Source organism: Chryseobacterium sp. KACC 21268, from assembly GCA_028736075.1.
Classification (GTDB): Bacteria; Bacteroidota; Bacteroidia; order Flavobacteriales; family Weeksellaceae; genus Epilithonimonas.
In genome coordinates this window covers 1278228-1294887 of sequence record CP117875.1, presented here as the reverse complement: position 1 = coordinate 1294887, position 16660 = coordinate 1278228, and the positions used below count along the sequence as shown (strand labels likewise).

General features: G+C 38.1%; 18 protein-coding genes. 16 read left to right on the top strand and 2 right to left on the bottom strand.

Annotated features, from left to right (window positions below; genetic code table 11):
* Window positions 1-56: 56 nt before the first annotated feature.
* Together PQ459_06190 and PQ459_06185 are read right to left on the bottom strand one after the other, a co-directional pair.
* Entirely contained in the window at window positions 57-590 is a 534-nt protein-coding gene (locus PQ459_06190; GenBank protein ID WDF48068.1) for a DUF4136 domain-containing protein, read from the bottom strand.
* 7 nt (window positions 591-597) lie between these two features.
* Entirely contained in the window at window positions 598-771 is a 174-nt protein-coding gene (locus PQ459_06185) for a DUF5522 domain-containing protein (protein WDF48067.1), read from the bottom strand.
* A 225-nt stretch (window positions 772-996) separates the two neighbouring features.
* Here PQ459_06185 and PQ459_06180 point away from each other — a divergent pair, with 225 nt between their 5' ends.
* The 16 genes from PQ459_06180 to hisIE all read left to right on the top strand — a co-directional run bounded on the left by PQ459_06180 (window position 997) and on the right by hisIE (window position 16615).
* Window positions 997-1323, top strand: coding sequence for a hypothetical protein (locus PQ459_06180; GenBank protein ID WDF48066.1), 327 nt, complete (start codon window positions 997-999; stop codon window positions 1321-1323).
* A 146-nt stretch (window positions 1324-1469) separates the two neighbouring features.
* Window positions 1470-3449, top strand: coding sequence for a KUP/HAK/KT family potassium transporter (locus tag PQ459_06175; protein WDF48065.1), 1980 nt, complete (start codon window positions 1470-1472; stop codon window positions 3447-3449).
* A 28-nt stretch (window positions 3450-3477) separates the two neighbouring features.
* Window positions 3478-3957, top strand: a complete 480-nt coding sequence (locus PQ459_06170) for a transcriptional repressor (protein ID WDF48064.1) — start codon at window positions 3478-3480, stop codon at window positions 3955-3957.
* Complete coding sequence (locus PQ459_06165) at window positions 3957-5702, top strand: OstA-like protein (GenBank protein WDF48063.1); 1746 nt, start codon at window positions 3957-3959, stop codon at window positions 5700-5702. The genes PQ459_06170 and PQ459_06165 overlap by 1 nt, the downstream gene beginning before the upstream one ends.
* Before the next feature lie 294 nt (window positions 5703-5996).
* Window positions 5997-7175: an aspartate aminotransferase family protein gene (locus PQ459_06160; GenBank protein ID WDF48062.1), complete on the top strand. Its 1179-nt coding sequence runs from the start codon at window positions 5997-5999 to the stop codon at window positions 7173-7175.
* Window positions 7176-7645: 470 nt separating this feature from the next.
* Window positions 7646-8032 (top strand): START-like domain-containing protein, encoded by a 387-nt coding sequence (locus PQ459_06155; GenBank protein ID WDF48061.1) that lies wholly within the window; start codon window positions 7646-7648, stop codon window positions 8030-8032.
* A 9-nt stretch (window positions 8033-8041) separates the two neighbouring features.
* The gene (locus PQ459_06150) at window positions 8042-8308 is read left to right on the top strand and encodes a DUF5808 domain-containing protein (GenBank protein ID WDF48060.1); all 267 of its coding nucleotides are present in this window, start codon (window positions 8042-8044) and stop codon (window positions 8306-8308) included.
* The gene (locus PQ459_06145; protein WDF48059.1) at window positions 8305-9117 is read left to right on the top strand and encodes an aminotransferase class IV; all 813 of its coding nucleotides are present in this window, start codon (window positions 8305-8307) and stop codon (window positions 9115-9117) included. The genes PQ459_06150 and PQ459_06145 overlap by 4 nt, the downstream gene beginning before the upstream one ends.
* Before the next feature lie 231 nt (window positions 9118-9348).
* Entirely contained in the window at window positions 9349-10206 is an 858-nt protein-coding gene (gene hisG, locus PQ459_06140) for an ATP phosphoribosyltransferase (GenBank protein WDF48058.1), read from the top strand.
* Entirely contained in the window at window positions 10206-11498 is a 1293-nt protein-coding gene (hisD, locus tag PQ459_06135; protein ID WDF48693.1) for a histidinol dehydrogenase, read from the top strand. The genes hisG and hisD overlap by 1 nt, the downstream gene beginning before the upstream one ends.
* Window positions 11488-12519 (top strand): histidinol-phosphate transaminase, encoded by a 1032-nt coding sequence (hisC, locus tag PQ459_06130; protein ID WDF48057.1) that lies wholly within the window; start codon window positions 11488-11490, stop codon window positions 12517-12519. The genes hisD and hisC overlap by 11 nt, the downstream gene beginning before the upstream one ends.
* 109 nt (window positions 12520-12628) lie before the next feature.
* Window positions 12629-13762 carry a bifunctional histidinol-phosphatase/imidazoleglycerol-phosphate dehydratase HisB gene (gene hisB / locus PQ459_06125; GenBank protein WDF48056.1) on the top strand — a complete coding sequence of 378 codons (1134 nt, stop codon included), beginning with the start codon at window positions 12629-12631 and terminating at the stop codon, window positions 13760-13762.
* 71 nt (window positions 13763-13833) lie between these two features.
* The gene (hisH, locus tag PQ459_06120) at window positions 13834-14415 is read left to right on the top strand and encodes an imidazole glycerol phosphate synthase subunit HisH (GenBank protein ID WDF48055.1); all 582 of its coding nucleotides are present in this window, start codon (window positions 13834-13836) and stop codon (window positions 14413-14415) included.
* A 147-nt stretch (window positions 14416-14562) separates the two neighbouring features.
* On the top strand, window positions 14563-15279 hold the full coding sequence (hisA, locus tag PQ459_06115) for a 1-(5-phosphoribosyl)-5-[(5-phosphoribosylamino)methylideneamino]imidazole-4-carboxamide isomerase (GenBank protein ID WDF48054.1): 717 nt from the start codon (window positions 14563-14565) through the stop codon (window positions 15277-15279).
* Complete coding sequence (gene hisF, locus PQ459_06110; protein ID WDF48053.1) at window positions 15279-16031, top strand: imidazole glycerol phosphate synthase subunit HisF; 753 nt, start codon at window positions 15279-15281, stop codon at window positions 16029-16031. The genes hisA and hisF overlap by 1 nt, the downstream gene beginning before the upstream one ends.
* The gene (gene hisIE, locus PQ459_06105; protein ID WDF48052.1) at window positions 16028-16615 is read left to right on the top strand and encodes a bifunctional phosphoribosyl-AMP cyclohydrolase/phosphoribosyl-ATP diphosphatase HisIE; all 588 of its coding nucleotides are present in this window, start codon (window positions 16028-16030) and stop codon (window positions 16613-16615) included. Before hisF ends, hisIE begins: the two co-directional genes overlap by 4 nt.
* Window positions 16616-16660: the final 45 nt, after the last annotated feature.

Here is a 16660-nt window from a genome sequence, read left to right as displayed (position 1 = left end):
TACAAGAAAGATAAAGTCTAAAATCTATCAGTCTATTATCTAAATGTCTTTGAAAACTATTTTCCTTTCTGTGGCGGATAATTTTTCATTATCTCTGCTACGATTTCCGGGATTTGTCTTTGTTTAGACTTCGGCGAATCTACAGAAAGTCCGCTTCCGATGCCCTGCCAAACCAATTTCTGGGTTTTCGCATCCACGATGTCCACTACGATGGTTCCACTGTTGTAATTGTTCGTCCAGGTATTTCCCATTCCGAAACCACCGCCCCAGCCCCAAGGTCGTCCCCAGCCGAAACCGCCGCCGTAAGAAGTCGTCACATCCTGCACTTTCTTGTGCGAAGCTTTCACATTGATAATCAAATCAGGATTCTGAGCCGACGTCAAAGTTTTCGCTTGCAATTGTTTGGACAATTCGTTCAAAACTCTGTCTTTGTCGATATCGTTCAGTTTCAAGTCGTCTGTTCTCAGCAAATACGTTTTGTAGTTGGCAAAATTTGCCGTCGCTGCATAGTCAGATTTCACGTTGAAAGGGCTGCAAGAAGTCACGCCCAGAGAAACTGTTGCCAGTAATATGAAGAAATATTTTTTCATTGTAATATTATTTAGATTTTTTAATAAATGTATCCGTCTTTTTATCGTAGCCATATGGGCAATGTCGACATCCACTTTTACAGCAATAGCCACGTTTCAGATGGAATTTCTCCGTAAAAACCTTGTAACCTTGCTCGTTGTAGTAGAAGTCTTCGTTCTCTTTGATGTCATTTAGTTTCATAAGTTAAAAAACTGTACCAAAATTTTTATCTTTGATAGATTATTAATCAAAATTATTATGGCAGCTATTTCCGCCCTCCGTTCCCAATCTTTTTGCCTGCGCTTTTCCAGCCACAAAAAAGGATTTCCACTCAGGTCGGGCTGCAGATTCGTCTTCAAATCAAATTTATCAATTAAAAATAAGATTTAACTTCCATCCTCTAACTTCCATCTTCCAAACTCAACTATGATAATCATCTGCCAAAGATTACTCAAAAATACTAAAATTTCGGGGATTACCTTGTTCCCGTTTATTTTGCTGAGGAAAAAAGAGTTGAGACACAATCCGGTTCTCATCAACCACGAGAAAATCCATCTTAGGCAGCAGCTGGAACTTTTGATTATTCCATTTTACATTTGGTACTTGTCAGAATATTACATCAAATATCTTAAATACAAAAATCCAGACCTGGCTTACCGAAACATCAGCTTCGAAAGAGAAGCTTACAAGAACGACCAAAACTTAGATTATCTTAAAAACAGGAAATGGTGGAGTTTCATTTCGTATTTGTAATTCAAGAAAAATCGGGCTCACAACCGCCTGACAATCAATTATATTAATTACAAAAACTTCTCCAATATTACATTTTCACTAAAAAAATTTCTCAGACTATAAAATAATCTAAATTTGCAAAATTATTTTTCAATAATTCTTAAATTATGTCGCAAGATAGCAGTGGTCATTTTGACCTCAAAAAACTTTCCGCAGTTGGGATTTTAGTTTCATTAGGAATTGTTTTCGGAGACATCGGAACCTCGCCGTTGTACGTGATGAAGGCCATCATCAACGCTGGAAAATCCGGAGGCATCATCTCGGAAGAATACATCGAAGGTGCACTCTCGTGTATCATCTGGACACTGACTTTACAGACGACAATCAAATACGTTATCATCGCTTTGAAAGCCGATAACAAAGGCGAAGGTGGAATCTTATCACTCTACTCTCTCGTGAAACGCTTTAAGAAAAAGTGGCTCTACATCGTGGCCATCATTGGTGCGGCAACATTGGTCGCCGACAGTATTATCACACCATCGATGACGGTCATTTCTGCCATAGAAGGTCTGGAACTCGTGACGCATAAGCCGCCTGTTGTTCCTATTACTCTAGTCATTTTGATTGTGATTTTTGTTGTTCAGCAATTTGGGACCAGCTTTATCGGGAAATTCTTCGGACCTGTAATGGTGCTTTGGTTCTTGGTTCTGGGAGGTTTTGGCCTTGTACAATTGATAGAACACCCAATGGTTTTGAAAGCCTTCAATCCTTATTACGGACTTAAATTGATTTATAATTCGCCAAGTGCCATCGTGATTTTAGGCGCTGTTTTCCTTTGTACGACGGGAGCAGAAGCTTTATATTCTGACCTTGGACATTGTGGTATTAAGAATATTCAGGCCAGTTGGATTTTCGTAAAAGCGATGTTGATTCTAAATTATCTTGGTCAAGGAGCTTGGTTATTAAGCAATTACCACGAAGTTTTTGCAGGCAAGAATCCATTCTTTGGAATTATGCCGGAATGGTTTATTATTCCAGGTGTTGTTCTCGCGACCGCTGCAGCAATCATTGCCAGTCAAGCCGTTATCACAGGTGCTTTCACAATGTTCTCGGAAGCAATGTCGCTCAACTTTTGGCCAAATCAGGAAATCGAATATCCTTCTGGAATCAAAGGTCAAATGTATATTCCGAAAATCAACTGGGGATTATTGATACTTTGTTTCATCGTCGTGATTTACTTTAAAGAATCCAGTAAAATGGAAGCGGCGTACGGACTTTCCATTACCGTCACAATGTTGATGACAACGATTCTTCTCATTTTCTGGTTTCTTAAAACAAGAACCAATAAAATATGGATTGCTTTTTTTGCTTTAATTTATATCGTCATCGAAGGTGGATTTTTCAGTGCCAACATCATCAAATTCTTTGACGGCGGTTGGATGTCTGTTCTTCTGGCAGGATTCATCGGAATCTGTATGTACGCTTGGTACAACGGCAGAATTATCAAAACCACTTTCATAAAATTTGTGAAACTTGAGAAATATATCTCCACAATAAAAGATATGAAGCTGGATGAAACGATTCCAAAATATGCGACCAATCTGGCCTTTATCAGCCGTGCAAAAAGAGACGACGAAGTGGAATCAAAGATCATCTACTCCATTATCAGAGCGCAACCTAAGAGAGCAGACCATTATTTCATTCTAAATATCGTCAACCAGGAAGATCCATACAGCTTCAAATATAATGTGGAGGAAATTCTACCTGGAACAATTTATAAGATCAGTTTCTTACTCGGTTTCAAAAGAGACAGAAGGATCAACGACTATTTCCAGCAAGTTTTGGCAGAGATGATGGAAGAAGGAACGATTCCATCCAGAAGTTCACATCCGTCACTCAGAACGCATAACATTCCACCGGATCTGAAATTTGTCATCATCGATAATGTTTACATCAACGACTTCTTATTGACGATCCGTGATAAAATTATTCTTAACATCTATAATTTTGTTAAGAAACTTGGAAGCAACGATTTCACGGCTTATGGTGTTGCAAGTCACAATGTGGTTGTAGAATCTGCGCCACTACTGGATCAGAAGATCAAAACAGAGAAGATAGAAAGAGTCGAAGGCAAGCATTTTGATTAATCACAAAAAAAATCGCTAATTTTGTAAGATGGATACGAAACAAAAAGAGTTGAATATCGCAACTATAAAAGATGTTCTAAGACAATACCTTATGGATAAAGGCTTCCGCAACACGCCGGAGCGTTATACCATTTTGGAAGAGATTTACAATATGGAACATCACTTCAACGTGGACGATCTTTATCTTCTGATGATGCAGAAAAAATACCACGTGAGCAAAGCCACGATCTACAATACGATTGAGATTTTCCTTGATGCAGGATTGATCAGAAAGCACCAGTTCGGAGAGAAAACATTGAGTACATCATCGTACGAAAAATCATATTTCGATAAGCAGCACGACCATTTGGTGATATACAAAGAAGATTCTGACAAAGAAATTGCAGAGATCATAGAATTTTGCGACCCAAGGATTCAAGGGATCAAAGACTCGATTGAAAAAGCATTTGGTGTCAGTATTGATACGCACTCGCTGTACTTCTACGGACATAAGAAGTCTGAAAATTAATGAAGAAAACCTTTCTTTTAATATTACTTTTAGTTGTTGTAAGAATCTTTTCGCAAGTAGCGCCAACCCAAAATACAGGTCTGGTAAAAGATCCTTTTTTCAACAATCCAAAACCAAATACGGAAGCTTCCAAGAAAGTTCAACATAAACATTCTGATGTTTTTGGTATCAAACAAGACAAGTACGAGGGAAATCCTGTTTTCTCTGGCAACGTTGTGTTTGAACATCAAGGCTCTGTGCTTACAGCTGACGAGGTCGTTCTTTATCAAAAAGAAAATTTCCTGAAAGCCATCGGAAACGTCGTCCTGACTACGGCGGACGGTAACCGGATCACAGCAGAAGAAATGGAATATGATGGCAATACCGAACGTGGAATTGCCAGACGAAACGTGGTCCTCACCGACCCGAAACAAACCATCAAAACAGAAACGTTATATTACGATAAGATTCCGAATACGGCCTACTTCAACACTGGCGGAACGATTTACAGTAACGATGGAAGCGTAATGTACACCAAGGCGGCAACTTATTATCTCAACACCAAGATGATTGATTTCATTGGTCGTTCCAACATCGAAACCGATAAATACACTATTGTAAGCGATAATATCAAAACCAATCAGACAACAGGCGTGTCCGACTTCTTTGGACCAACAACCATCAGAGCTAAAGAGAATCCACGAAATTACGTCTACACAGAATTGGGAACTCACAATTCCAAAACCGGCGAATCTTTCCTTAACAAGAATTCAAGAATACATTACAACGACAAGATCCTGACCGGAGACAAACTCTATTTCAATAGAAACACAGGTTTTGGAAAAGGAAACGGCAACGTGACCTTGGACGACCCACAGCAAAAACGTTTCATCAAAGGCGGCTATGGCGAGATCTACGAGAAAAAAGATTCTGCGATGGTAACGGACAAACCTTACGCTGTCAAAATCCTTAGCAAAGATTCCGTCTATATTTCCGCAGAAAAATTCCTGACCTATCAGCGTCCGGATTCTGTAAACAAGCTTAAGAAAAAAAGCTTCCTGAGAGCGTTCAAAAAAGTACGGATTTTCAAAACCAATATGCAAGGCCGTTCCGATTCATTAAGTTTCAATGAGACCGACGGCGAGATGCACCTGATCAGAAAACCGATCCTTTGGATGGGCGTGAAACAGGTTACTGGCGATGAGATCCGCGTATACAGCAATCCAGAAAAAGAGATCACAGATTCCATCCGGGTTTTAGGAAATGCCTTCGCGATCAGCAAAGTGGACTCACTGAATATGAAAGACGAATTCCACCAGATCAAAAGCAAAAATATGATCGTCTATCTGAAAGACAACGCCATCGACATTGCAAAAGCTGTTGGCAATGCCCAAGCCATCAATTATGCCGATGACGAAAATCAAAAAACTCACGAGATCACGAGAATTGGTGTCGCCTTGTCCACTTGTGGCGAGATCGCAGCGCAGTTTTTGGAACGTCGATTGGAAGTTGTAGATTGTAATATCGGTGCCAATACGGACACCTATCCGATGAGTTTGATTTCAAAAGAACAGCGGTTTTTCAAGGATTTCAACTGGAACACCAAAGACCGACCACAAAAGTGGCGCGACATCTTCCTGGACACACCAAACTATCCGGAAACCGTTTATCAATCGGACAATTCTCTCTTCGAACGAGCAGATGCCGAACGCAAAAAACTCGAGGAAAAGAACAAACCGAAGACACCGATTCGGGTGAAGAAGTAATTTTATTTGGGCGCCTTTATCCGCCTTCCGTTCCCGCTATTTTTGCCCTCGCTAAAACCAGCAACAAAAATGAGCTCCACTCAAGTCGGGGCGCGCTTCGTCAAGATTGAAATTTTCGTCGATATATCCACGAAAAAACTAAGAATTTTCCGAACTTTGAAATTTCTTAAATTATAAAAATAATCCCATTTTAGTCATTCCCTAGGAAACCCAACAAAGTGGTTCGACGAAGTCAATCTCGACAGCTTTATTTAGATTCCTACGGAATGACAAACTGATGTTATAAATATTAAAATGAAGACCGATTTTTTCAAATACCAAGCCCAGACAACACCTTACGCCGCAGGTTTCGAAGTGGAAAAAGCAGAAGGCAGCTACATCTACGGAAAAGATGGAAAAGCTTATTTGGATTTTGTAGCCGGCGTTTCTGCAAATACGTTGGGACATTCGCATCCGAAAGTGGTAAACGCCATCAAAGAACAAGCAGACAAATATCTGCACGTGATGGTTTACGGAGAATATGCTCAGGAAAAACCAGTCGCGCTTTGCAAACTTTTGGCAGAAGCAACACCTGAACCTTTGGAAGTAACCTATCTTGTCAACTCAGGCGCAGAAGCCATTGATGGAAGTTTGAAATTGGCGAAACGTTATACTGGAAGAGAAGAAATCATAGCTTTCAAAGAAGCTTATCACGGGAACACGCACGGCGCACTTTCTGTTGCCGGAAATGAAGTCCACAAAAGAGAATTTCGTCCGTTGTTGCCAATGGTCAATTTCATCGAGTTCAATAATGAAAATGATTTTGATAAAATCACGGAGAAAACAGCTTGCGTGATTGTAGAAACAATTCAAGGTGCTGCAGGGTTTATAATGCCGAAAGACAACTATTTTATTCAGTTGAAAAAACGTTGTGAGGAAGTCGGAGCGTTGTTGATTCTTGATGAGATTCAGCCAGGTTTTGGACGGACGGGAAAACTGTTTGCTTTTGAGCATTTTGGGATTGTTCCGGATATTCTAGTGATGGGAAAAGGAATGGGCGGTGGCGTTCCGGTTGGTGCATTTATGAGTTCTAAAGAAATTATGACGAGCCTTTCGCATTCGCCGAAGTTGGGACATATTACGACTTTTGGTGGAAATCCGCTGATTGCAGCTGCTTCTCTTGCAACTTTACAAGAAGTTTTGGAAAGTGGATTGATGGAAGAAACCGACAAAAAAGAAAAACTCTTCCGTGAATTACTCGTTCATCCAAAAATCAAAAATGTGAATGGAAAAGGCTTGATGTTGGCTGTGAATCTTGGTAGTCCGGAATACACTTTGAAAGTCGCTTCCAGATGTATGGAAAAAGGATTGATTGTCTTCTGGCAACTTTATCGAAATGAGTATATGAGAATCTCTCCGCCTTTGACCATCTCGGAAGAAGAAATTAGAAAAGGTTGTGCGATTATCTTGGAAGCTTTGAATGAAGTGGAATAGTTTTTAAACACAAAGCACACTAAGATTTTTTTAACAATCAAATGTTTAAAGTTCACAAAGGCGCTACGCTTAGAAAAGAATTTTAATATACTTTGTCATTCCGTAGTAAACCTAACGAACTGGTTAGACTAAGGCAATCTGAACTTCACTATCGAGATTCCTACGGAATGACAAAATTATGTTTTTAGGACAAAGTTTGATTTACCGACGAATCTGCAGCCCGACTTGAGCGGAAATCCTTTTTTGCTTGTACTCAAGTTCAACTTAACTGAAATGGTCTGCAAAAAAGATTGGGAGCGGAAGGCGGATAAAGCTGCCCCAATAATCGATGAATTGTAGGTTTTTCGAATCGTAGAAATCAGCTAATAAAAATCATACATTATTTCTATAAAAATTTTGAATTTCCATAGACATTTTGATTTGGAAATAAAAAATTAATTTATATATTGCGCCACAATTAGAATTTGAATATGGCGAAAACGAAAGTGCAGTACGAATACAATATGCATTGTCTCTCAGAGATTTTGTACGAGTATTTGGCGAGTGCAGAAGGATTATCAGAATGGTTTGCGGAAGATGTGGTGGAGCGTGGAGACGATTTTTTCTTCAGCTGGGGAAGTGGTCCTGCTGAAAAGGCGACACTTATCAGATATAAGCCGGAAAGTTTCGTGCGTTTCCGTTGGGAAGAGGACGAAGGTTCCAAATATTTCTTCGAACTTTCTATTGTCATAGACGAGATTACAGATGACCTTTCTCTTAATATCACAGACTTCTGCGAGCCTGGCGATGAGGAGGAAAACAGACTCTATTGGGAAAACCTGATAGAAAATCTACAGTTAAAATTAGGAGCTTCTTAAAAATAATGGATGAACGATTTTATCGTTCATTATTTTTTTATAAATAAAGTACTACAAATGAATTCTTCAAATTTAAATAATGACGGCTCCAAATTATGGAAATACGGCATTTTTTATTATAATAAAGAAGACAAAAGATTATTTCCGCCAAAACGTAATCCAGCGCTTGGTTGGACAATTAATTTTGCCAACGCAAAATCTATCTTTGCATTTGTTGTAATGATGTGCTTTTTTCTTTTTATATTTTTTATGATAAATAATCATTCACAAAAATGATTTCACAAAAATTAATTTACATACAAGACAATTTACAGATACTAAATCGGTCTTTTCTCTTTGGAGATTCGGTTTGGGTTTCATTTTTCATCAGAAACGGTCAAATCATAATGGCGGAAGAATCTTACTTCTTCCTAATGGCTTCGATGCGAAAGATGAGATTGAACATTCCTTTGACTTACACATTGGAGTTTTTTCAGGAACTTTTTCAGAACGAAGTTTTATCGAAAGGCGTTCAGAACGGAATCGTCCAGTTGATGGCTTACAGAAAACAGGACGAAAAACCTTTGGCAAAATCGGAAACGGCGTTCTTCTTTGAAGTGGATGAGACGGAAGATGTTTTGAGAATCCAAGGCAATGTAGAGTTGGATTTGATTAAGGAAATCAATGTGAATGCTAATCTTCTGAGTAATATCAGAGTGCATTCTCCGGAAAATATTTACGCTCAAATCTATGCTAAGGAAAATGATTTGGACGATGTAATTCTACTTAATCCAAACAAAAAAATCGCCAGAAGTATCTTTGGAAATCTTTTGTTTTTGCAGGATAACGTGATTAAAATCCCGAAACAAACCGAAGGCGCATACATTTCGCCACTAATGGAAAACTTCGTCACTTTTATCCATAAAAATAAACTGGCTGAAATCGAAGAAGCGGAAATCATTGCTTTCGAATCTCAAAAAGCAGAAGAGATTTTAAGAATTTCGGATGAAAAAGGTGTTCATTCGGTTTCCAAAATCAGGAACAAAACCTTTGAAAACACACGGTTTTCTGAGATGGTCCAGAAGTGGGCCGAGAATTTTATTTAGTTAATTTTCCAGAAAAGTTAGATTTTATTAAAATAAGTTCTATACATTTGCTTCATTAAAATATCAAAATGACTACACAATTTATGCATCATCATCACCATTTCCTCGCACAGACGGGAAGGTAGTGATATGTCATAACTTCTAAAAATATAAACCGTCTGAGTAATCAGTCGGTTTTTTTTATTCCAAAAATTCTCCTGTCGTTTACTCGGACTTATGTCAAAATCTAAAATGAGTAAACTGAAATTAGCCTTACAAAAAAGCGGACGACTGAGCGAAAAATCGCTCAAACTCCTCGAAGAATGCGGAATCAAAATTTCCAATGGCACCAGGAAACTGAAAGCCGTTTCGTCCAACTTTCCACTGGAAATCCTTTTCCTTCGCGACGATGATATTCCCCAATACGTGGAACAAGGCGTTGCCGATATCGGAATTCTTGGTCTGAATGAAGTTCTGGAACAGAAAAAGCAAATTGAAACCATCCAGAAATTGGGATTTGCACAATGCAGATTGTCTTTGGCGATTCCTAAAGAAGAAAGCTATAATGGAATTCAATATTTCGAAGGTAAAAAGATTGCAACATCTTATCCAGAGATTCTTTCCAACTATTTCCAAGAAAAAAAAATCAATGCACAAATTGAAAAGATTGGTGGAAGCGTAGAAATCGCTCCTGGAATCGGACTTTCCGATGCGATTTTCGATATCATTAGCACAGGTTCAACTTTGTTGACAAATGGTTTGAAGGAAGTTGAAACGGTTGTAGAAAGTGAAGCAGTTTTGGTTTCCAATTCTGATTTACGAGAAGATAAAAAAGACATTCTGAAAAAATTGTTATTCCGAATCAACGCCGTAAAAGAAGCTTCTGAAAGCAAATATATCCTTCTGAATGCGCCTAATGAAAACTTGGAAAAAATCATCAACATCTTACCCGGAATGAAATCGCCGACGATTCTTCCATTGGCGGAAAGTGGCTGGTCATCCATCCACTCAGTCATCAAAGAAGACCAGTTTTGGGAAGTGATAGAAAAATTGAAAAATGAAGGCGCACAAGGAATTTTAGTTTTGCAAATCGAAAAAATGATATTATGATGAAGCAGTACAAATATCCAAATATCAAAGAATGGAAGTCACTTTGCGAAAGACCTTTGCAAAATCAGGAAAACCTTTCTGAGCAAGTAAAATCTATATTTGATGAAGTGAAAATTAATGGTGATGAAGCTTTGAAGTTCTTCACAGAAAAATTTGATAGCGTTGTTCTTAATGATTTAAAAGTCTCAGAATCAGAAATCAATGATGCAAAAAATTTAGTTTCTGAAGAATTAAAATCTGCTATAAAAACAGCTTCAGAAAACATCAGAAAATTTCACGCATCTCAACAAGAAGAGAAGAAAATCATTGAAACGACGGAAGGCGTCTTTTGCTGGCGAGAAAGCCGAGCGATTGAAAATATTGGGATTTATATTCCAGGTGGAACAGCGCCTTTGTTTTCTACGGTTCTGATGTTGGGAATTCCGGCGAACATCTCAGGTTGTAAAAATATTGCGCTTTGTTCGCCTCCAGACGAAGATGGAAAAATCAATCCAGCCATTTTGTTTACGGCTGATTTGGTTGGAATTAAAAATGTTTTTAAAGTTGGTGGAAGTCAAGCGATTGCAGGTTTGACGTTTGGAACAGAAACGCTTCCGAAAGTTGATAAAATCTTCGGACCAGGAAATCAATACGTGACTTTTGCGAAACAATTGGCTCTCAATTATAATGTCGCCATCGATATTCCAGCTGGTCCTAGTGAAGTTTTGGTGATTGCTGAAGAAAGTTCAATTCCAGCTTTTGTAGCGTCAGATTTATTGTCTCAAGCGGAACACGGAACGGATTCTCAGGTGATTTTATTGAGTGATTCTGAAAGAGTTATAAATGAAATTAATATTGAAATAGAGAACCAACTCAAAGAATTACCGCGTAACGAAATTGCTGAAATCACATTGCAAAACAGTAAATCGATTTTGTTGAATTCCATTGATGAAGCGATTGATTTTTCTAATTTTTATGCGCCAGAACACTTGATTTTGTCAATCGAAAACGCTGAAAATTTCACTGATAAAATCACAAATGCAGGTTCAGTTTTCCTAGGAAATTACAGTCCCGAAAGCGCAGGCGATTACGCTTCCGGAACCAATCATACTTTGCCTACAAATGGTTTTTCGAAAAATTACAGTGGTGTTTCTCTGGATAGTTTTGTGAAGAAAATCACTTTCCAAAATATCACTACGAATGGAATTAAAAACATCGGAAAAACCATCGAATTAATGGCGGAAGCCGAAGAATTGATGGCTCACAAAAACGCAGTTTCTGTCCGATTAAAATACTTAAAAAATGAAAATTGATATTCAAAAATTGGTGAGAAAAAATATTCTGAATCTCAAACCATATTCTTCCGCAAGAAACGAATTCGAAGGTGAGAACGGGATTTTTCTGGATGCCAACGAAAATCCTTTCGGAGAATTGAACCGTTATCCCGACCCTTACCAAAGGAAAATTAAAGAAAAACTAAGTGAACTTAATCAGATTTCTATTGAAAATATTTTCTTAGGAAACGGGAGCGACGAAGTGATTGATTTGGCTTTCAGAATTTTTTGTGAACCGAAAAAGGATAAAGTTTTGACATTTTCACCGACTTATGGAATGTATGAAGTTTCTGCGAACATAAATGATGTTGAACTTATCAATATGGAATTGAATGAAGATTTTCAAATTGATTTGGAGACTTTGAAACCGTATTTACAAGACGAAAACCTAAAAATTATTTTCATCTGCTCACCAAATAATCCAACTGGAAATTCAATTAAAAACATAGAATACATTCTTGAAAACTTCAACGGAATTGTCTTCATTGATGAAGCTTACATTGATTTCAGTCCGGAAGAAAGTTTCAGAATTCAAATTAAAAATTATCCCAATCTAATCGTCAGTCAAACTTTCAGCAAAGCTTGGGGAATGGCTTCTGTTCGGGTTGGAATTGCTTATGCTTCCGAGGAAATTATCAAATTTTACAATAAGACAAAACCGCCATACAACATCAGTCAGCTTAATCAAAATGCAATTCTTAATGCTTTGAATGATGAAAATATCAATCAAGTTTCAGAAAATATCAAACTGATTTTGAATGAGAAAAAAAGTCTGATTCAAAATTTACAACAACTGAAATTGATTAAGAAAATTTTTCCTTCAGACGCCAATTTTATTTTGATAGAAGTTGAAAATGCAGATTTGATTTATCAAAAATTAGTGGATGAAAATGTGATTGTAAGAAACCGAAATTCGGTCATCAAAAATTGCTTGAGAATCACAATCGGTTCTCCACAAGAGAATTTGAAATTAATAGAAACGCTCCAAAAATTGAATTAAAAAGCAATTCGACAAGCTCAGTGTGACAAATAAAAATTGTAAGAAAGTTTAAGCAGTTTTCAGGCTGAGGCTCTCGAAGCCACATAAAAATAAAAAGTCCATAAAAAAAATGAAAAAACTACTATTCATAGACCGCGACGGCACTTTGGTCCTCGAACCCGAAGATTATCAGGTTGATTCTTTTCAAAAGCTGAAATTCTATCCGCAGGTTTTCACTTACCTTTCAAAAATCGTCAACGAACTGGATTACGAATTGGTGATGGTGACCAATCAGGACGGTTTGGGAACAGATTCTCATCCCGAAGAAAACTTTTGGACGATTCAGAATTTTATCATTGAAGCGTTTGAAAGCCAGGACATCAAGTTCGAAGATATCTTCATCGATAAAACCTTCGCCAAAGACAATGCGCCAACCAGAAAACCGAATACAGGTTTACTGACAAAATATTTTGATAAAAAAACTTACGACTTAGAAAATTCCTTCGTTATCGGTGACCGAATTACTGATGTGAAACTGGCAAAAAACCTCAATTCAAAAGCTATTTTCATTAATACCGATGAAAATCTTGGTGCAGAAGAAATTCTAGAAAATGATGATTTAGAAAGCGTAGTTAGTTTAAAAACCACTTCTTGGAAAGAAATCTACGAATTCCTGAAACTCAAAAACAGAACTTCCGAAATCATCAGAAATACCAACGAAACGAAAATCAAAATAAACCTAAACCTCGATGGAACCGGAAAATCCAACATCGAAACAGGAATCCCTTTTTTCAATCATATGCTCGACCAGATTGCGAAACACGGTCAGATGGATTTGGAAATCAAAGTGGATGGCGATTTGGAAGTGGACGAACATCATACGATTGAAGATACTGGAATTGCGCTTGGAGAAGCGTTTTATCAAGCTTTAGGCAACAAATTGGGAATCGAGCGTTACGCTTTCGTCTTACCAATGGACGATTGTCTGGCGCAGGTCGCACTTGATTTTGGCGGAAGAAACTGGATTGTTTGGGAAGCGGATTTCAAACGCGAAATGATTGGAAAAATGCCCACCGAAATGTTCTTCCATTTCTTCAAATCCTTCTCCGACTCGGCAAGGGCAAATCTCAACATCAAAGCGGAAGGCGACAACGAGCATCACAAAATAGAATCGATTTTCAAAGCCTTCGCAAAATGCCTGAAATCCGCCGTAAAACGCGACCCAGACAAAATGATTTTACCATCAACAAAAGGAATGTTGTAGGAGACAATTAGATAATAGACAAATAGATGATAGATTTTGAATCTTGAATTTATCATCTAAAAAATAAAAAAATGAATACAGTTATCATAGATTACAAAGCCGGAAACGTCCAAAGTCTCCTGTTTGCCATAGAAAGACTGGGTTTTTCGGCGAAGATTACGAGCAATCCGGATGAGATTTCCAACGCCGACAAAGTCATTTTTCCTGGCGTTGGCGAAGCTTCTTTTGCGATGAATTCCTTGCGGGAAACCCAGCTGGATTCGCTGATTCCGGCGCTCCGACAGCCACTTTTAGGAATTTGTCTCGGGATGCAGTTGCTATGCAAAGATTCGGAGGAAAGCAGTACGAAAGCGCTCGGAATCTTCGACGTTTCGGTCAGGAAATTTCCGGATTCTGTTTTGGTTCCGCAGATTGGCTGGAATCAGATTTATGATTTGAAATCGGATTTATTCGAGGGAATTCCGGAGCAGACTTACACGTATCTCGTTCACAGTTACTACGTTGCGAAAAACGAACACACGATTGCGACCACGGATTATTCCGAAGCGTACAGCACGGCTTTGCAAAGAGACAACTTTTTCGGCGTTCAGTTTCACCCAGAGAAAAGTGGAATTTTGGGAAGCAAAATATTAGAGAACTTTTTAAAATTATAATTATTATGGCGCCTTTATCCGTCCTCCACTCCCGCTTTTTTGTGCCAAGGCTTTTCCAAGGCTTACAAAAAGAGCTCCGTTCAGGCCGGGGCGCGCTTCGCAAAAATCGAAGTTTTCCCTATCAATCGAACATTAAAGTAAATAGAAATGAGAATCATCCCAGCAATAGACATCATCAACGGCGAATGTGTTCGGCTTTCCAAAGGCGATTACAACCGAAAAACAATTTATAATTCCAATGTTTTGGACGTTGCCAAAAACTTCGAAGCCAACGGAATCCAATTTTTACACTTGGTCGATTTGGACGGCGCAAAACAAAATCAAATCATCAATTATAAAATCTTAGAACAAATCTCAAAAGAAACCAATTTAATCATAGATTTCGGAGGCGGTTTGAAATCCGAAAACGACATTGAAATCGCTTTCGAAAGTGGCGCAACTCAAGTCACGCTTGGAAGTGTCGCTGTGAAAAATCCAGAATTGTTTCAAGTAAGTTTTGAAAAATATGGTTCAGAAAAAATCATTTTAGGCGCTGATGCACGACAGGAAAAAATCGCAGTTTCCGGTTGGTTGGAAGAAAGCGAAAAGAATATTTATGATTTCATCAAAGAAAAAACAGAATCCGGAATCGAGTACGTTATCTCTACAGATATTGATAAAGACGGAATGTTGGAAGGTCCTTCTTTTGAATTATATCAAAATATAATTTCTCAAAATCCTGAAATCAAATTAATCGCTTCCGGTGGAATCACTTCTACTAACGATTTAGTTCAATTAAAATCATTAGGTTGTGAAGGCGCAATCATCGGGAAAGCTTTGTATGAAAACAGAATCACGTTTAACGATTTAAAACCATTTCTCTAATGCTAGCAAAAAGAATCATTCCGTGTCTCGACATTAAAAACGGAGAAACTGTGAAAGGCGTCAATTTCTTAGATTTAAAAGAAGTTGGAAATCCGGTGGAAATGTCCATCAAATATTCTGAGCAAGGTGCAGACGAATTGGTTTTTCTTGATATTTCTGCAACGGACGAACGAAGAAAAACTTTAATTCCGTTAGTAAAGGAAATTGCAGAGAACATCAATATTCCGTTTACCGTTGGAGGTGGAATCAATGCTTTGGAAAATGTGGAGGAACTTCTGAAAAATGGTGCGGACAAAATCACAATCAATTCTGCATCATTATCGAATCCAAATTTGATAAGTGAAGTCGCCAAACGGTTTGGCTCACAATGTATGGTTTTGGCGATTGACACCAAATTCGTTGGAAATCAACACAAAGTTTTCAGCAACGGCGGAAAAGTCGAAACTGATAAAGAATTGTTTTCCTGGGCAAAAGAAGTCGAAAATCTGGGAGCCGGAGAAATCCTCTTAACGTCGATGAACACGGACGGAACCAAAGCTGGATTCGCGATTGAAATTACCAAAACGCTTTCGGAATTAATCAATATTCCAGTGATTGCTTCTGGAGGCGCAGGAACAATGCAACATTTTGAAGATGTTTTCACGGAAACCAAAGCAACCGGAGCTTTGGCGGCGAGTATTTTTCACTTCAACGAAATCGGAATTCCGGAACTTAAAAACTATTTAAAATCTAAAAACTTACCCATACGATGACTATAAAATTTGATAACAATACAGGCTTGGTTCCCGTAATCATTCAGGATTATCTCAATCTGAAAGTTTTGATGCTCGGTTATATGAATCAGCAAGCTTTTGATAAAACTCTGCAGGAAAAGAAAGTCACTTTTTTCTCCCGCTCCAAAAACAGACTTTGGACTAAAGGTGAAACTTCTGGAAACTTTCTTGAATTGATTGATTGGAAAATCGATTGCGACCAAGACACGATTCTCATCAAAGCAAAACCTTTCGGACCAACTTGTCACAACGGAACGACGACTTGTTTTGCTGAAGAAACCGATAAAGGATTTTTGTACGAATTGCAGCAAACGATTTCGGATAAAATTGATAGCGATGACGAAAGTTCTTACACCAATGAACTTTACAAAAGAGGCATCAACAAAGTCGCGCAAAAAGTGGGCGAAGAAGCTGTGGAACTTGTGATTGAAGCGAAAGATAATGATGACGAACTTTTTTTAAATGAAGCTTCTGATTTACTTTATCACTATCTGATTTTGCTGAAAGCGAAAGGTTTTACTTTGGAAGATGTGGAGCAGATTTTGAAAGCAAGAAGCAAATAAAAAAACCAGCAATTGCTGGTTTTTCTGTGTGTTAAATTTCTGAAT

Coding starts and splice junctions, on each gene's coding strand:
- PQ459_06190 (WDF48068.1), bottom strand. CDS start 590: ATGAAAAAATATTTCTTCATATTACTGGCAACAGTTTCTCTGGGCGTG.
- PQ459_06185 (WDF48067.1), bottom strand. CDS start 771: ATGAAACTAAATGACATCAAAGAGAACGAAGACTTCTACTACAACGAG.
- PQ459_06180 (WDF48066.1), top strand. CDS start 997: ATGATAATCATCTGCCAAAGATTACTCAAAAATACTAAAATTTCGGGG.
- PQ459_06175 (WDF48065.1), top strand. CDS start 1,470: ATGTCGCAAGATAGCAGTGGTCATTTTGACCTCAAAAAACTTTCCGCA.
- PQ459_06170 (WDF48064.1), top strand. CDS start 3,478: ATGGATACGAAACAAAAAGAGTTGAATATCGCAACTATAAAAGATGTT.
- PQ459_06165 (WDF48063.1), top strand. CDS start 3,957: ATGAAGAAAACCTTTCTTTTAATATTACTTTTAGTTGTTGTAAGAATC.
- PQ459_06160 (WDF48062.1), top strand. CDS start 5,997: ATGAAGACCGATTTTTTCAAATACCAAGCCCAGACAACACCTTACGCC.
- PQ459_06155 (WDF48061.1), top strand. CDS start 7,646: ATGGCGAAAACGAAAGTGCAGTACGAATACAATATGCATTGTCTCTCA.
- PQ459_06150 (WDF48060.1), top strand. CDS start 8,042: ATGAACGATTTTATCGTTCATTATTTTTTTATAAATAAAGTACTACAA.
- PQ459_06145 (WDF48059.1), top strand. CDS start 8,305: ATGATTTCACAAAAATTAATTTACATACAAGACAATTTACAGATACTA.
- hisG (WDF48058.1), top strand. CDS start 9,349: ATGAGTAAACTGAAATTAGCCTTACAAAAAAGCGGACGACTGAGCGAA.
- hisD (WDF48693.1), top strand. CDS start 10,206: ATGAAGCAGTACAAATATCCAAATATCAAAGAATGGAAGTCACTTTGC.
- hisC (WDF48057.1), top strand. CDS start 11,488: ATGAAAATTGATATTCAAAAATTGGTGAGAAAAAATATTCTGAATCTC.
- hisB (WDF48056.1), top strand. CDS start 12,629: ATGAAAAAACTACTATTCATAGACCGCGACGGCACTTTGGTCCTCGAA.
- hisH (WDF48055.1), top strand. CDS start 13,834: ATGAATACAGTTATCATAGATTACAAAGCCGGAAACGTCCAAAGTCTC.
- hisA (WDF48054.1), top strand. CDS start 14,563: ATGAGAATCATCCCAGCAATAGACATCATCAACGGCGAATGTGTTCGG.
- hisF (WDF48053.1), top strand. CDS start 15,279: ATGCTAGCAAAAAGAATCATTCCGTGTCTCGACATTAAAAACGGAGAA.
- hisIE (WDF48052.1), top strand. CDS start 16,028: ATGACTATAAAATTTGATAACAATACAGGCTTGGTTCCCGTAATCATT.